The organism is Undibacterium sp. Xuan67W (assembly GCF_049340165.1).
Classification (GTDB): Bacteria; Pseudomonadota; Gammaproteobacteria; order Burkholderiales; family Burkholderiaceae_D; genus Undibacterium.
Map to the genome: position 1 here is coordinate 22,514 of NZ_JBMPPN010000031.1, position 16,211 is coordinate 38,724.

The window sequence follows — 16,211 nt, forward strand, 5'->3', positions numbered from 1 at the left end:
GGATCAAACGAGTTTGGCGAGATGGAGCGCAAAGGGCAAAATCAACGCAGTCAGTAGCCCAGAAATGCCCATCGCCAAACCAGCAAATGCGCCCATTTGTTCACTCACTTGAAACGCTCTGGCCGTACCGATCCCATGAGCGCTGACGCCGAGCGCAAATCCTCTTATACTCTCGTCTTTAATTCTGGCCAGATTGAGCAGACCACGCGCCATCGTCGCCCCCAGAATGCCAGTAATCATCACCAGCACAGCAGTCAAGGACGGCAAACCGCCTACTTTTTCTGTAATCCCCATCGCAATGGCCATCGTTACGGATTTTGGTGCGATGGACAAAATAGTCACTGCTGAAGCGCCGAATAGCCAAGCAATGCACATCGCACTAACGATCGCTGTTGCACTTCCGAGTAAAGCTCCCATCAAGAATGCAAACCAGTCGCGCTTAAGTTTGCCCAACTGTTGATACAAAGGAATTGCCAACGCGACTGTCGCCGGCCCTAATAAAAAATGGACAAATTGAGCGCCGTTAAAATACGTCTTATAGGGTGTATGAGTAAGTGTCAGTAGTAAGACTAATAAAATAACAGCAATCGCAACTGGATTAGCCAGCGGACTGAACTTTGCTCTCTCATACAATTTATAAGCAAATTGGTAAGCCAATAGTGTGGCAGTCAATCCCAACAAGGGAGATGCTGCTAAATAGACCCACAGATTGCTGAGTTCAGCAAAATCGCTAAAGTGAGTGTTCATTTTTGCAGCCACCGCACGACTACTGCAGTAACAACAATTGAAAGTGCCGTACTAATCAAGAGAGCTAACAGTAACGGTAACCACTCATCCAGTACCCGCTGACCGTACACCATAATACCAACCCCGGCAGGGATAAATAACAAAGAAAGATGACGTAAAAATTCCTGGACGGTCGGCGCCATTTTTTGTGCAACATCTTTTTTTAAAAGTAAAAAAAAGAATAACAACAACATACCGACCACCGGCCCAGGTATTGGCAGTGCGGCAAGATGCACAAAGCCTTCACCTAAGCACTGAAAAATCAGCAAAATAGTGAAGGTTTGTATCATGATTATTTGCTGTCTTTTAAAGCGCTATCCAGCAATTCCACCCAGTGTCGCACTGGTGTACTGGTACCTGATTGCAAATGTGTGAGGCAGCCAATATTGGCCGATAAAATAATCTCGGCTCCAGTAGCCTGCAAATTGCGTAATTTATTGTCCCGCAATTGATACGACAGTTCGGGCTGCAATACGGAATACGTCCCAGCCGAACCACAACATAAATGACTATCAGCACATAGCTTCACATCCACTCCAGCACTGCGTAACAAGCCCTCGACCTTGCCACGAATTTGTTGACCATGTTGTAAAGTACACGGAGGGTGCCAGACAATACGTTGGGCGATTTTTCCTTGAAGTTTGCTGACTAGTTCGGCTTCAAATTCTGGCAATATTTCACTTAAGTCTCTCGTCATTGCTGAGATGCGTTGAGCTTTTTCTGCGTAAATGCTGTCATGCGCTAGTAAATGTCCGTAGTCCTTTACGGTGACGCCACAACCCGACGCGGTCATCACAATGGCTTCTGCCCCCTGTTCCACATACGTCCACCAGGCATCGATATTACGGCGCATATCCTCCAGACCACCGTCCTGATCGTTGAGATGAAAACGAATTGCACCACAGCAGCCCGCCTTTGGTGAGACGATCAGTTGTACACCTAAGGCATCTAACACGCGGGCAGTGGCAGCATTGATATTTGGCGACATCGCGGGCTGGACACAACCATCCAGTAGCAACATCTTACGCACGTGTTGGGCTTGCGGCCAGTTGCCTGCAGCTCGCGCGACAGGTACTTTATTCTGCAGTGCTTTTGGCAATAAAGGACGAACTGTTTGCCCCAACTTCATCGCTGGATTAAAAATAGATTGTCGCGGCAATATCTGCTTGAGTGCTGTGCGCATTAAGCGTTGCGCCATTGGTCGCGGGACTTGGTCCTCTACCACCTTGCGGCCAATATCGATTAGTCGTCCATATTGCACACCAGAGGGACAAGTCGATTCGCAATTGCGACAAGTTAAACAACGATCCAGATGCTGCTGAGTTTTTACGGTGGCAGGTTTGCCCTCCAATACTTGCTTGATGAGATAAATACGTCCGCGCGGACCGTCTAATTCATCGCCCAACAATTGATAGGTAGGGCAAGTAGCGGTACAAAAGCCGCAGTGAACGCACTTACGTAAAATGTCCTCGGCTTCCTTGCCTTCGCGGGTATTTTTGATAAAGTCAGCGAGATTGGTTTGCATAGTTTTCGAATTACAGTTCTGGGTACATGCGTCTGGGATTAAATATTCTCGCTGGATCGAATGCTGCTTTTAGGTTGTGGTGAATTTTTGCAACTGCGGGCGCTAATGGAGCAAACACGCCCAACGACTTATCGCCAGCTCGGAATAAGGTCGCATGACCACCGGCTAGACGCGCGGCATCGCGAATACGTTGTGGACTTTCGTCAGTGAATAGCCAGCGCTGCGCGCCACCCCACTCGATCAACGATTTGCCTGTCAACTGCAAGGGTGCTGCACTACTTGGCAAAGACAAGCGCCATAATCCATGCTCTTCACCCTGCAAAAAAAATTCATGCGTCTGTTCGCGTAAAGAGTTCCAGTAACTTGCAGCATCCCTGACCTCTTCGCCGCCAAGAGATTTTTTTGCTGAATGGATTGCCGCTTCCGCTCCAGACAACCGCAGCATCAGTCGTCCAACATGCCAGGCGCTAGCGGAAATGGGCAAGGCCTGTCCGCCCCATTGATTCAAGCGAGAGAGCGCATCGGCTTCCGACAAAGCAAATACCAGTGTGGTCTCGGCAAAGGGCTTAGGCAAGACCTTAATCGACATATCTGTGATTAGCCCTAAGCTTCCCATCGAACCAGCCAGCAATCGCGAGACATCATAGCCGGCGACATTCTTCATTACCTGTCCGCCAAAATGCAATAGCTCTCCACGCCCGTCCATCAAACTGGCGCCCAATACAAAATCTCTTACCGCGCCAACAGTTGCCCGCCGTGGACCTGACAGACCTGAGGCCAACATACCTCCCAAGGTGGCATGCTGGGTAAAGTGTGGCGGTTCGAATGCCAGCATTTGATGGTGCTCACCCAAAGCGGCTTCGATCTCCGCCAGCTGAGTGCCACAACGCGCCGTAATGACCAACTCAGTCGGCTCATATGCAACGATACCCGAGTAAGCACGAGTATCTAGCAGCTCGCCAACGCCATGTTGCCCATACCAGCTTTTGCTGGCACCACCTTGGATACAAAGCGCAGTCTTGTACCTTGAAGCAGCCTGAATGCGTTCGCGAAAGTCTTGTAGAATTTTTTCCATATCAGCGATATTGCTTCGTCACGTTTGTTATATTTATCTTGTTGCTCATCTGAATACTGTATCTATTCGAAAATAAATTTCTAAAATTAGTCCTCTACATATTCTGGCGCTCTCCAGCCATTTTCTCGCCAGAAGGCGCAAAAAATATGGGCGTCTAAAATCGCGGCAAATCTGGGAACTTCAATTGTCCACGTTTGACATGCATACGCCCATACTCAGCGCAGCGACGTAAGGTCGGAATTGCCTTGTCAGGATTAAGCAAAAAGGCAGTATCAAACGAGCGCTTTACCGCCCGGAATGCATCTAGCTCTGCGGTAGAAAACTGTACGCACATTGAATTGATTTTTTCTATGCCTACGCCGTGCTCGCCAGTGATCGTGCCGCCAACCTCTACACATAATTCCAGTATCTCCGCACCAAATAATTCGGCCTGGTGAAACTCGCCTTCCTTGTTTGCATCAAACAAAATCAAAGGATGCAAATTACCGTCACCTGCATGAAATACGTTGGCGCATCGCAAGCCATATTTTTGTTCCATTGCAGCAATGCCCAACAATACTTGGGAAAGATTTTTGCGAGGAATCGTGCCGTCCATGCAGTAGTAATCAGGAGAGATACGGCCTGCAGCAGGGAATGCATTTTTACGACCGGACCAAAACTGAAGCCGCTCCGCTTCACTTTGAGAAACAGCAATGGCGGTAGCGCCTGCGTTTTCCAACACTGCACACATACGCTGGATTTCTTCCTCTACTTCGTCATCCGTACCGTCAGATTCGCATAATAAAATCGCCTCAGCATCAACGTCATAACCCGCTTTTACAAACGGCTCTACCATGCGTGACGAGGTCTTATCCATCATCTCTAATCCCGCTGGAATAATCCCGGCAGCAATCACATTCGCGACAGCATTACCACCTTTCACTACATCGTCAAACGAGGCCATGATTACCCGTGCAGCTTGTGGTTTCGGAACTAATTTAACGGTGACTTCGGTAACGACCCCGAGCATTCCTTCTGAACCGATGAATACTGCGAGGAGATCAAGTCCAGGAGCATCTAATGACTCGCCCCCTAACTCAATTACCTCACCCTCAATGGTGATAGCACGAACGCGTAAAACGTTATGGACGGTTAAGCCGTATTTGAGACAATGCACACCACCAGAGTTCTCCGCAACATTGCCACCAATCGTACAAGCGATTTGGGAAGATGGATCTGGTGCGTAATACAAACCTAAAGCAGAGACGGCTTCTGAAATAGCAAGATTGCGTACGCCCGGCTGGACAATTGCAGTGCGCGAGTACGCATCAACTTTAATAATTTTGTTCAGTCTTGCTGTAGATAATACAACCCCATCAATGATGGGCATCGCACCACCAGAGAGTCCTGTACCGGCACCGCGCGGTACGATTGGGGCGTTGAGCTCACGGCAAATATTTAAAACGGCAATTACTTGCTGCTCATTTTCGGGCAAGCATACAACCATAGGGAGCTGGCGATAAGCTGCCAATCCGTCGCACTCATAAGGTCTCGTATCTTCCTCCTGATACAGCACACTACGTTCAGGCAAAATTGTTCGCAATGCAGTAACCACAGCAAGTTGGCGCTGTTGGTGTTGCTGACCCGGTTGTAGTGTTATCTGTGGTGCCGACTGGTTTAGAGGTAAATTTTCAATTACTGTCTGAGACATAGCGACTCCTTTTTATTTCAGTGTAATCAAAGTCGTCATACTTGGGATGAATTGTTGCAAAGGCGTGCGCTGAATAATTTTCAGGCGTAAAAAAAGGATGCCGCAGCATCCCTTTTTTCACTCAAATTTCACCAACATTATGCGGAGAAAGATGATCCACAACCGCAGGTTGTTGTCGCATTTGGATTCTTGATCACAAATTGCGCACCTTCCAGATCGTCTTTATAGTCGATCTCTGCGCCGACCAGATATTGGTAGCTCATGGAATCGATCAGCAGCTGCACGCCATTTTTGGTCATGGCAGTATCATCTTCATTCACAATTTCATCGAAAGTAAAACCGTACTGAAAACCTGAACATCCGCCACCCTGGACGAAGACGCGCAGTTTCAAATCAGGATTACCTTCTTCTTCAATCAATTGCGCCACTTTGGCGGCCGCACTTTCAGTAAAAATAATCGGTGCTGGCATTTCGGCTACGGCATTCATTTCGCGCTCCTACTGTTCTGACAAGGCTTTATTATAGACCTATATGCGCCCGCGTGTTTTGACGAGAATAAGTCTAGCGATGATTCTAATTATTAGATGAGGCAAGTTTCAAGACGGGCTCGGCTGCTTGATCATGGGTCAATTTGCCCGACACCAGAGCGCCGTTCATCATTTCCAGGGCTTTATAGTGCACATCACCTGAGATACGCGCTTTGGGTTGCAGCTCCAGCAATTCAGTTGAAAATACCGGGCCATTGATTTCGCCATTGACAACCACATGTCCTGCGCGGACCTCTCCGTCAATTTTTGCCTGCTCCGAGATCACCAGCATGCTGGATTCATCGGCCTCTGCGATGACATTGCCCTTTACGTGGCCATCGATGCGCAAACCACCCTTGAAATGCAGATTGCCCTCAATGCTGCTGGATACACCAATCAGGCTATCAATGGTATTTTTACTTTTACGACTAAACATGGAAAACCCCTTACAAATTGATCGATTGCTGGGCGCGTAACTGGCCTTTATCCATCACTTTGGCCTGTAGCGACTTGACCGTTGCGCCTTCCGGTAGGGTCACCACACCTTCGAGTCGCTGATAATACCTGAATGACAATTTTAATTTACCAGCTTCGCCCGTCTTCGGATCGGGGAATTGCATCATAACAGGTTTGCCGCCTTGCGCCAGCGTTAGAGATAATTGCAAATCTCCAACAAAATCCCGCCCACCTTTGCCCCCTTGCATTACCAGAACGCGGTAACGCATCTGGTTCGGCGTCACCATTTCTGCCTTTACTCTCTGGAGGGTAATTCCCTCTGGCCCGGTGGCAGATGGCATCAGGCTCTCAAAAAAAGCCAGATCGTCTTTTAGCTTCAGATTTTCTGAAGTCAGATTTTTAACCTGATCCGTCAATTGCTTTTGCGTCGATTTCTCGATATTTTGCTGGCTGTCAGAGGTATTTACCTGCGCGGCGAGTTTATCGCGCTCGACTTTCAGCTCATCGATTTGCTTGTGCAGCGCTTCGACTTCTTCCGGTTTAATCTTAGGGCCGAATGCAAAACTGCGGCCCAGATCATAGGTCCATAAGGCGACCGCTCCCGCCAGACCGATAATGACAGCAACAATCGCCAATTTGACGGGCCAGGGCTGATCCTGGCGTATCGTCATTTTGGAATCGACCAGGCGTCGTGGTCCTAAGCGTCGGCTCATCTTAAGGCATCACCGCAACATGTTTCAGACCCGTTGTTTCGTCCAGGCCAAACATGATATTCATACACTGCACCGCCTGCCCTGCCGCACCTTTGACCAAGTTATCCTGCACCACCAGCACCACCACCGTTTTACCGTTATTTGGCCGGTGCAACGCGAGGCGCAACATATTTGAACCTCGTGTAGAACGCGTTTCCGGATGACTGCCGAATGGCATGACATCGACGAAAGGCTCATCTTTATAGGCATCTTCAAACAAGGATTGCAAGGTTTCATTACTGATGTCGCTGGTCAAACGACCATAAAGCGTCGAATGCATACCGCGTATCATCGGGACCAAATGCGGCGTAAATAGCAAATCGATCTTTTCGCTACTCATGGCCTGTAATTGCTCTATGGTCTCAGGTATGTGACGATGACCAGAAACGCTATAGGCCTTAAAACTGTCACTCGCTTCTGAAAACAATAAGCTCATTTCAGCCTTGCGTCCTGCGCCGGAGACACCGGATTTACAATCGGCAATCAGATTGCCCGCATCAATCACGCCCGCTTTCAATAAAGGATAAAAACCTAATTGCATGGTCGTCGGATAGCAGCCGGGGTTACCAATCACACGGGCAGTCTTTATCTTGGCACGGTTCAACTCTGGCAATCCATATACAGCTTCTTTGAGAATTTCGGTACAGCTGTGTGGCATGCCATACCATTTCTCGAACTGGCTAACGTCTTGCAGTCGAAAATCTGCGGCAAGATCGATCACTTTGACACCTGCAGCCAGCAACTCCGGCGCCTGAGCCATGGCGACCCCGTGCGGCGTCGCGAAGAATACGACATCACATTCGGTCAATTTTGCTTTGTCGGGGGAAGAAAAAGCCAGATCAACATGGCCGCGCAAGGACGGGTACATATCAGCAACTGGCAGGCCATCTTCTTTACGCGATGTGATCGCTGTCAACTGCGCATCGGGATGTGCGGATAGCAAACGCAGCAGTTCAACACCCGTGTAGCCGGTACCGCCGACTATGCCTATTTTGATCATCGTATGTTCCTCGACAGAAATTTTGTTCGTATTCTAGCAGCAGAAGGTGCCAGAAATTGTAAATAAGACTCTAAAATAGAAAAAAGCCGCCAGGCTATTAACCTGACGGCTTTCAGAGACAGAGTCCGCGAGATTAACGCTTGGAGAACTGTTTTGCGCGACGTGCTTTGCGCAGACCAACTTTTTTACGTTCAACTTCACGTGCATCACGTGTAACGAAACCAGCTTTTGACAGCTCTGGCTTCAATGTTGCTTCGTAGTCGATCAAGGCACGAGTGATACCGTGACGAACTGCACCAGCTTGGCCGGATTCGCCGCCGCCGTGGACGTTAACCATGATATCGAAAGTTTCGAGGTGGTTAGTCAATTCCAAAGGCTGACGAATGACCATCAGGCCAGTTTCACGAGAAAAATATTCGTTTGCTGGTTTGCCGTTCACAACGATCTTGCCGCTGCCGGATTTCAGGAAGACGCGAGCAACTGCGCTCTTGCGACGGCCAGTACCGTAGTTGTAATTACCGATCATGGCTAATCCTTAGATGTCGAGTACTTGAGGTTGCTGCGCAGTGTGCGGATGAGTTGCCTCAGCATACACTTTCAGCTTCTTGATCATTGCGTAACCGAGTGGACCTTTAGGCAACATGCCTTTAACAGCCTTCTCGAGTGCACGACCTGGAAAACGCGCTTGCATTTTCTGGAAATTAGTTTCGTAGATACCGCCTGGGTAGCCAGTGTGACGGTAGTAAGTCTTGTTCAGAGCTTTAGTACCTGTAACACGCAGTTTACCTGCATTGATAACGACGATGAAATCGCCCGTGTCAACGTGAGGAGTAAATTCAGGTTTGTGCTTGCCGCGCAAACGGAGTGCCACTTCGCTGGCAACACGTCCGAGTACTTTGTCCGTCGCGTCAATCACGAACCAGTCGCGCTGCACTTCATGTGCTTTTGCGGAAAAGGTTTTCATGATGAATCCTAGTAAGAGTTAAAAACGCCCTGTAATCTTGGTTGCTTTGGTGGTTCTGCCGACCTTGCTTGGCAGACTCTCCCTTGTAACTTCTCTCTTGGGCTAATAGAGAATCGGAAATTATAGTATTTTCAAAGACTTAGTGCAAGCATTGTTTAAAAAATGAGCACATGAAAGGCAGAAAATGCAGCAAAAAGGCAAAAAAAACCCGAAGTCTGAGCTTCGGGTTGAATCCACCTAGGAGGCGGAGGAGACAATTGCGTGATCAGTTACCGGCACCAATTAATGCGCTATAACTAACCGATGAGTCAATAATAGGACAATAAATTGTGCAGTGCAAGGTAAAAAGACCAAAATATTTTCATCTATTTACAATTCAATGAAAATTTGCTAACGAATCATCCAAAATACACCCCATTTCCGTTTTGCCACGTCCCTTATGTCCACGCTTTCACGATTGTTGTGCGCTCTATGTGATTTGTTTTGCTGCGTTACAATTAGCTGAAATTACGCTAATTACTCAAATCAATTCATTTTACAGGTGAGAAACATGGAAGCAACAGTGCGCTGGACCGGCTTGTCCGGCATGTCATTTCTGGCAGAAACAGGCTCAGGTCATGCAGTTTTGATGGATGGCGCACCTGAAGGTGGTGGCCGCAACCTCGCACCTCGACCTATGGAAATGGTCTTACTTGGCACGGGCGGATGCTCAGCCTATGACGTCGTACTGATCTTGCGTAAAAGCAAACAGGACATCCGCGGCTGCGAAGTCCAACTTCAGGCCGAGCGCGCAGAAACTGAACCCAAGGTATTCACCAAAATCAATTTCCACTTTATCGTTCGTGGTCGCAACCTGAGACCCAACCTGGTCGAACGCGCAATTAAGCTCTCGCATGAAAAATACTGTTCGGCATCAATCATGCTGGAAAAGACCGCGGTCATGAGCCATACCTATGAAATTATCGAAGACATCGATATGCCGTCTGAACATCAGATCGCGGCATAATCAGCGCCCGGCGAGCAAAAAAACGAAGGGATAAACAAAAAAGCGTAGTCATGATCGACTACGCTTTTTTGTTTTATTCTGGATTCGCCTGATCAGGCTTTCCAAAGACATGGGTGTAGGGCGGATAAAACGAGCAATACATCACAACGGTTAATGCGAGCGATACCGGCATCATGATGATCACCACCGCAATCGCCTTGCCAACGATAATTGCCACCATCAGACTCAAGACCATGGGCAACAATACGCCCAGCACCAGCCATGCCAGGCCATAAACAGTGAAGGCACGGCCCTCACCTCGCACGGCAAAAAAACTATAGAACACGGCCTTGCCAACGCCCATATTTTGCCAGGCGATCAGCGGTGCGGCGAACCAGAACGCCATTAAAGCTGGCAAATAAACGATGGCAGAACACAGCATGCCCCAGAACATCGCTGTATCCGGCATGCTTTTAGGATCCTGAGGATTAATCGGTTTTTGGCTCGTCAAAAAATCCCAGAACGCACCACCATCCACCAGTGCCGAAGCGCCGATTGCCACCATTGCAGCAAGCAGATAGAGCAAGCCCAGCATCAGCAAGCGTGGCAAGGCTGGCGAACGGAATCCCGTTAGTAACACATTTGGATGCACTCGCTGCCCTGCTTCGATCTGGCGACAAGCCTGCATGAAGCTCATGGAAAATGTCGGTACCAGTATTAAAGGCATAAATTGCCCCAGCACCGGAATCAAACCTATTCCCATGGTCAGGAACATATAGGCAAAAAACAGGGCCAGCATCTCTACCGGTTGCTGACGAAATAACCGAAAACCGTCTTTAATCCACAACCAGCCACTACTCGAATTCAGTTTCATCATCAGGCTACAGGTAAGGCTGGCGCATTGCGCGATTCACGCAAACGCAAAATCCGCTCAAAATGGCCGGGGTCGTGTGGCGTGAGCATCTCGGCATCACGCGGCAAATAAAAGTCGTACAGGCGTGACAGCCAGAACCTCAGTGCTGCTGCACGCAACATCGGTTGCCATGCCGCACGTTCACCCTCAGTAAAGGGGCGCGCAGCATGATAAGCCGCCAGCAAAGCCGTCACCCGCGCATCATCTAGCTCACCTGTTGCCACATCAATACACCAGTCATTCACCGTCACAGCGACGTCAAAAATCCAGGTATCGCAGCCGGCAAAATAAAAATCAAAGAATCCCGTCAGCTTATCGCCATTAAACATGACATTGTTGCGGAACAGATCCGCATGGACAGGGCCATTTGGCAATGCATGATAAACCGCCGTACTCGCGAAGGTTTCCTGAAAATGCATTTCAGCGCGCAATAAATGCTGGTTCGCATCCGATAAAAACGGCAACACTACGGGTGTCGTCGCATTCCACCATTCGAGACCGCGCAGATTAGGCTGACGTATCTCGAAATCCTGCGCGGCTAGATGCATGCGCGCCAGCATCGCACCAACCTCGGCGCAGTGCAAAGGCGCTGGCGACATTTGCGAACATCCCTCTAGTTTGCTCACGATTGCGGCGGGCTTGTCATGTAAGGCAACGACCAGCTCACCGCGATCGTTCGCGATCGGCGCTGGAACCAACACACCACGATCAGCCAGGAGGCGCATTAATTTCAGATAAAACGGCAATTGTTCAAAACTAAGATTTTCAAAAATCGTCAGAACGAATTCACCGGATTCTGTCGTAATAAAGAAATTGCTGTTTTCAATCCCGGACGCAATCCCCTTGATTGCCGATGCCTGACCAAGAGGGAATTGCGTCATCCAAGGACGAAGATCATCCAGACTTACCGATGTAAATACTGCCATTTTGCGTAGAGTTTTAGATTCTGATTAGGATCTGCTTAAAATCCAGTCAAGATTTGCCTGGGAATTGTTCAGATCCGGTACGAATTATTTTTTAACCGGCATGCTAGCTGCTGAGCTCGCAGCTGAACTGGCAGCAGTACCAGTAACAGTCGCCGCTGGTTTTGAGGGCGCTGGCTGCAAGGTGGGAACAGGCTCCACTTCCTTACTTTCTTTTTTACCACCAAATTGCAGTACCGACCACTGCGCACCGCGGTTAGCGTCACCCTGCACCGTACCTTTTGGCGCATTACCAATTTCTTGATTCGGCTTGACTACGTAATTGCTCTTACCCGCTTTGACCTGGACTTCAGTGACTTTGCCGCCAACACGTTTTTCAGTCGTTTGATTTTGCTTTTCAGGTTTCGCGATCTTAACGCCGGTTTCAGGTACTTCTTCAATCTTTTCCAGTTTTGGCGGAGAAGAGTCTGGCTTGGAATCTGACTTAGCAGCAGTCTGGGCAGTGACAGAAAAAGGCAACAAAACAGCGCTCAGGCACAGCAGCGCAACGGTAGATGTGTGGGACAGATTTTTCATGATAATCACTTTAAGCGTGTACTCATTTAGGTTGCAACGTGCACACATTGTAACAAAGCGGCGTGCGTGCTCACAGCAATATCCCTGCGCATCGCACAGAGAGAGCTCAAACGGCAAAATTTTTGCCAAATCACGGACTATAAATACAACATGCGCTGACGCTCTTCATCCGATGGCTCAATATCATGCGCCTCGTAAAATGCAAAAATCGCCTCAACAATATTCGCAGGCTCATCAATCAGTTGTACCAAATTCAGGTCGCTCGCATCGATCATGCCATTGCCGACCATCTGTGTCTTTATCCACTCCAGCAAACCACGCCAAAAGCTCGTCCCGACCAAAATCACAGGAATATGCCGCGATTTACCCGTCTGTATCAAGGTCAATACTTCGCTCAGCTCGTCCATCGTGCCAAACCCGCCCGGAAAGATCACATAAGCATCGGCATACTTCACAAATGCCACCTTACGCGCGAAAAAATGCCGGAAGGTCAGAGTAATGTTTTGCCATGGGTTATTTTTTTGCTCGTGCGGCAATTCAATATTCAGGCCCACTGAAGCAGACGTTCCGTCGTAAGCCCCTTTATTCGCCGCCTCCATAATTCCAGGACCGCCGCCCGAAATCACCGCAAAACCCGCATCTGACAAGCGACGGGCCACATCAACGCATTTAAGGTAGTTGTCATCATCGACTGGCGTTCTGGCTGATCCGAAGATCGTTACAGCCGGACCGACCCCTGACAGGCGCTCCGTGGACTCGACAAACTCTGCCATAATCGTGAACATATGCCAGGATTCACGCGCCCTGAGTGCCGTAGTCTTATCGTTATCGATCATCTGGCGCAATTTCAATATCCTTTTTCCGCTGTCATTCATTACCGTTATCCTTATGCAAAAAACCTTGTTATTAGTCGATGGGTCTAGCTACCTCTACCGCGCATTTCACGCCATGCCCGATCTGCGCAATCCTCAAGGTGAGCCAACAGGTGCCATCTACGGCATGATCAATATGTTACGCCGATTACGCTATGATTATCCGGCAGCGTACATAGCCTGCGTGTTCGACGCCAAGGGTAAAACTTTCCGTGACGACCTGTACGCCGACTACAAAGCACAGCGCGCACCGATGCCCGACGACTTGCGCCTACAAATCGAACCCATCCACGAAGCCGTCCGCGCCATGGGCTGGCCGATCCTGATGGTCGAAGGCGTCGAAGCTGACGACGTGATCGGTACGTTAGCAGTCGAAGCCACTTCACGTGGCATGAACACCATCGTCTCCACCGGCGACAAAGATCTGGCGCAATTGGTCAATGCCAACGTCACCCTGATTAACACCATGAGCAACGAGAAGCTCGACGAAGCCGGTGTACTCGCCAAATTCGGCGTACCGCCAAACCGCATCATCGACTATCTCACGCTGATCGGCGACACCGTCGATAACGTACCCGGCGTTACCAAGTGCGGGCCGAAAACCGCCGTCAAATGGTTAAGCGAGTTCGACAGCCTCGACGGCGTCATCGCCAATGCCGACAAAATCAAAGGCGTCGTCGGCGATAACCTGCGTCAGGCATTAGACTGGCTGCCGCAAGGTCGTGTCTTGATCACGGTCAAAACCGATTGCGATTTATCCGAACATCACATCTCCATCGACCAGTCGCTGATCGCCAAAGAAGAAAGCAAAGAGGCCATGCTGGCGTTTTTCACCCGCTATGGCTTTAAAAGCTGGCTACGTGAATTGTCCGGTGATCCGACGGCAGGTGCAACGCCGCTACCCACTGCCAGCGCCAGCAAAAAGCAAGCGTCACCACAAGGCGGTCTGTTTGACAGCAATGGTAACGATGGCGACGCTGGCGGCAATCCCGCAAGCGATGGCACATCCGGCGCTGCGCCAGGCGCACCGACCACTACCGATGCCGCCAGTTACGAAACTGTGCTGACCGAAGAGGCACTCAATCGCTGGCTCGATACCATCAATCAAGCCGCCCTCACCTGCATCGACACAGAAACAACATCGCTGGAGCCGATGAACGCGCAAATGGTCGGCATCTCGCTGAGCTGCGCCGCCGGCTCCGGCGCCTACATTCCGCTCGCGCATACCTACCCAGGTGCCCCCGAACAGCTCAGCCGCGACTTCGTATTAGGAAAACTTAAGTCTTGGCTAGAAGACGACAGCAAAGCCAAAGTCGGGCAAAACCTCAAATACGACAGCCACATCTTCGCCAATCACCACGTACATTTACGTGGCATTGCGCATGACACCCTGTTGCAATCCTACGTCTTTGAATCGCATAAATCGCACGACATGGATAGTCTGGCACTACGCCATCTCGGCAAAAAAACGATCAGCTTTGAAGAAGTCTGCGGCAAAGGCGCATCGCAAATTTGTTTCGATCAAGTCGACCTCGACCGCGCCACTCATTACGCGGCAGAAGACGCCGACATTACCTTGCAACTGCATCAGGCGATGTGGCCAGAGATCGCACACGATGCCAAGCTGTTGCGGGTCTATCACGACATTGAATTACCAACCTCGATTGTGCTGCAAAAAATTGAGCGCAACGGCGTCCGCATTGATCCCGACAAACTCAATGCGCAATCCCATGAAATCGGCCTGCGCCTGCTGGAACTAGAGCAGAAAGCGTATGAACTCGCAGAGCAACCATTCAACCTGAATTCACCCAAGCAACTCGGTGAAATTTTCTTCGTCAAGCTCGGCCTGCCCGTCGTCAAGAAAACGCCCTCCGGCGCGCCCTCGACCGATGAAGAAGTATTGCAAAAACTTGCCGAAGATTATCCGCTGCCCAAAGTGTTGCTCGAATATAGAGGCCTCGCCAAACTCAAGTCGACCTACACCGACAAGCTACCCAAGATGGTCAATGCCAGTACAGGCCGGGTTCATACCAACTACGCGCAAGCTGTGGCCGTTACAGGCCGCCTGGCATCGAACGACCCCAACCTGCAAAACATTCCCGTACGCACCGCCGAAGGTCGCCGCATCCGCGAAGCCTTCGTCGCACCGGCCGGCAGCCACATCGTCTCTGCCGATTATTCACAAATTGAGCTACGTATCATGGCGCATATCTCCGGCGACGCCAGCCTGCTTAAAGCCTTTGCCGATGGCGAAGACGTCCACCGCGCCACCGCGTCCGAAATTTTCGGCGTCACGCTACCAGAAGTCACCAGCGAACAACGCCGCTATGCCAAAGTCATCAACTTCGGTCTGATCTACGGCATGAGCGCATTCGGCCTCGCAGGCAACCTCGGCATCGAGCGCAGCGCCGCCCAAAGCTATATCGATAAATATTTTCAGCGCTACCCAGGCGTCGCCCAATATATGGCCGACACCCGCATTCAGGCCAAAGCCCAGGGCTATGTAGAAACCGTCTTCGGCCGCCGCCTCTGGCTGGCAGAAATCAACAGCCCCAACGGCCCCCGCCGCCAGGGTGCAGAACGCGCAGCGATCAACGCCCCAATGCAAGGCACCGCCGCCGACCTGATCAAACTCGCCATGATCGCCGTACAAAACTGGCTAGAAACCGACCAGCTAAAATCTAAAATGATCATGCAAGTCCATGATGAACTGGTGCTCGAAGTACCGGACGCAGAGCTGGAATTGGTCAAACGTAAATTACCAGAATTGATGGCCAATGCGGCTACTTTGAATGTGCCACTGTTAGCAGAAGTTGGCGTAGGAAATAACTGGGAAGAAGCGCATTAAGCCTGATGGAATGTCAAAACAGATCCCGCAATGCTGGTGCGGCTCTTGGAGGCATTTCAGGCTAAGAGGCTCATGGAGATTGCGGGTTTTGGTTTTAATCACACAATTACTCCGCGATTAAACTGGGTGAGTTCGTAGGGTGCGCCATACGCATCAATGATGCAACAAGGTATCATCCGCACAAAAACGAAACGGTGCGCATGGCGCACCCTTGTATCATAAGGATTCATTCAATAGATGAAAATTGAATGCTTACAAAAGCAACTATTCGCTGAGTAAAAGTTATTTGGAATAGATACGGGATGCCGTGCGCACCCTG

The 16,211-nt window shown here is 49.9% G+C and carries 17 protein-coding genes; 2 read left to right on the top strand and 15 right to left on the bottom strand.

The window, feature by feature from the left end; all coding sequences use genetic code 11:
• Positions 1–3 precede the first annotated feature (3 nt).
• The 11 genes from ACO0LE_RS18860 to rplM form a co-directional block, all read right to left on the bottom strand.
• Positions 4–747 carry an LrgB family protein gene (locus ACO0LE_RS18860; RefSeq protein ID WP_422961876.1) on the bottom strand — a complete coding sequence of 248 codons (744 nt, stop codon included), beginning with the start codon at positions 745–747 and terminating at the stop codon, positions 4–6.
• A complete protein-coding gene (locus ACO0LE_RS18865; RefSeq protein ID WP_422961877.1) occupies positions 744–1,076 on the bottom strand; it encodes a CidA/LrgA family protein in 333 nt (110 codons plus the stop codon). Before ACO0LE_RS18865 ends, ACO0LE_RS18860 begins: the two co-directional genes overlap by 4 nt.
• A gap of 2 nt (positions 1,077–1,078) precedes the next feature.
• A complete protein-coding gene (gene glcF / locus ACO0LE_RS18870; protein WP_422961878.1) occupies positions 1,079–2,311 on the bottom strand; it encodes a glycolate oxidase subunit GlcF in 1,233 nt (410 codons plus the stop codon).
• A gap of 10 nt (positions 2,312–2,321) precedes the next feature.
• Positions 2,322–3,386, bottom strand: coding sequence for a glycolate oxidase subunit GlcE (glcE, locus tag ACO0LE_RS18875; RefSeq protein ID WP_422961879.1), 1,065 nt, complete (start codon positions 3,384–3,386; stop codon positions 2,322–2,324).
• Positions 3,387–3,540: 154 nt separating this feature from the next.
• Entirely contained in the window at positions 3,541–5,076 is a 1,536-nt protein-coding gene (locus ACO0LE_RS18880) for an FAD-linked oxidase C-terminal domain-containing protein (protein ID WP_422961880.1), read from the bottom strand.
• Positions 5,077–5,213: 137 nt separating this feature from the next.
• The gene (gene erpA, locus ACO0LE_RS18885; RefSeq protein ID WP_262835249.1) at positions 5,214–5,564 is read right to left on the bottom strand and encodes an iron-sulfur cluster insertion protein ErpA; all 351 of its coding nucleotides are present in this window, start codon (positions 5,562–5,564) and stop codon (positions 5,214–5,216) included.
• An 85-nt stretch (positions 5,565–5,649) separates the two neighbouring features.
• Positions 5,650–6,039, bottom strand: coding sequence for a bactofilin family protein (locus ACO0LE_RS18890; RefSeq protein WP_422961881.1), 390 nt, complete (start codon positions 6,037–6,039; stop codon positions 5,650–5,652).
• A gap of 10 nt (positions 6,040–6,049) precedes the next feature.
• The gene (locus ACO0LE_RS18895) at positions 6,050–6,772 is read right to left on the bottom strand and encodes a DUF6776 family protein (RefSeq protein ID WP_422961882.1); all 723 of its coding nucleotides are present in this window, start codon (positions 6,770–6,772) and stop codon (positions 6,050–6,052) included.
• Position 6,773: 1 nt separating this feature from the next.
• Positions 6,774–7,811, bottom strand: a complete 1,038-nt coding sequence (argC, locus tag ACO0LE_RS18900; protein WP_422961883.1) for an N-acetyl-gamma-glutamyl-phosphate reductase — start codon at positions 7,809–7,811, stop codon at positions 6,774–6,776.
• A 133-nt stretch (positions 7,812–7,944) separates the two neighbouring features.
• Positions 7,945–8,337: a 30S ribosomal protein S9 gene (rpsI, locus tag ACO0LE_RS18905; RefSeq protein WP_188566679.1), complete on the bottom strand. Its 393-nt coding sequence runs from the start codon at positions 8,335–8,337 to the stop codon at positions 7,945–7,947.
• A 9-nt stretch (positions 8,338–8,346) separates the two neighbouring features.
• The gene (rplM, locus tag ACO0LE_RS18910; RefSeq protein ID WP_262835245.1) at positions 8,347–8,775 is read right to left on the bottom strand and encodes a 50S ribosomal protein L13; all 429 of its coding nucleotides are present in this window, start codon (positions 8,773–8,775) and stop codon (positions 8,347–8,349) included.
• Positions 8,776–9,325: 550 nt separating this feature from the next.
• Here rplM and ACO0LE_RS18915 point away from each other — a divergent pair.
• Positions 9,326–9,781, top strand: coding sequence for an OsmC family protein (locus ACO0LE_RS18915; RefSeq protein WP_422961884.1), 456 nt, complete (start codon positions 9,326–9,328; stop codon positions 9,779–9,781).
• A 73-nt stretch (positions 9,782–9,854) separates the two neighbouring features.
• Here the strand turns inward: ACO0LE_RS18915 and ACO0LE_RS18920 are convergent, their stop codons facing one another.
• From ACO0LE_RS18920 to ACO0LE_RS18935, 4 genes are all read right to left on the bottom strand, one after another.
• Positions 9,855–10,637, bottom strand: coding sequence for a BPSS1780 family membrane protein (locus ACO0LE_RS18920; protein WP_422961885.1), 783 nt, complete (start codon positions 10,635–10,637; stop codon positions 9,855–9,857).
• A complete protein-coding gene (locus tag ACO0LE_RS18925; protein ID WP_422961886.1) occupies positions 10,637–11,599 on the bottom strand; it encodes a homoserine kinase in 963 nt (320 codons plus the stop codon). Before ACO0LE_RS18925 ends, ACO0LE_RS18920 begins: the two co-directional genes overlap by 1 nt.
• A gap of 84 nt (positions 11,600–11,683) precedes the next feature.
• Positions 11,684–12,172, bottom strand: coding sequence for a hypothetical protein (locus ACO0LE_RS18930; protein WP_422961887.1), 489 nt, complete (start codon positions 12,170–12,172; stop codon positions 11,684–11,686).
• 137 nt (positions 12,173–12,309) lie between these two features.
• Complete coding sequence (locus ACO0LE_RS18935; protein WP_422961888.1) at positions 12,310–13,047, bottom strand: TIGR00730 family Rossman fold protein; 738 nt, start codon at positions 13,045–13,047, stop codon at positions 12,310–12,312.
• Between the two features lie 13 nt (positions 13,048–13,060).
• Between ACO0LE_RS18935 and polA the strand changes: the two genes are divergently transcribed.
• A complete protein-coding gene (gene polA, locus ACO0LE_RS18940) occupies positions 13,061–15,892 on the top strand; it encodes a DNA polymerase I (protein WP_422961889.1) in 2,832 nt (943 codons plus the stop codon).
• The last annotated feature ends 319 nt before the right edge of the window (positions 15,893–16,211 follow it).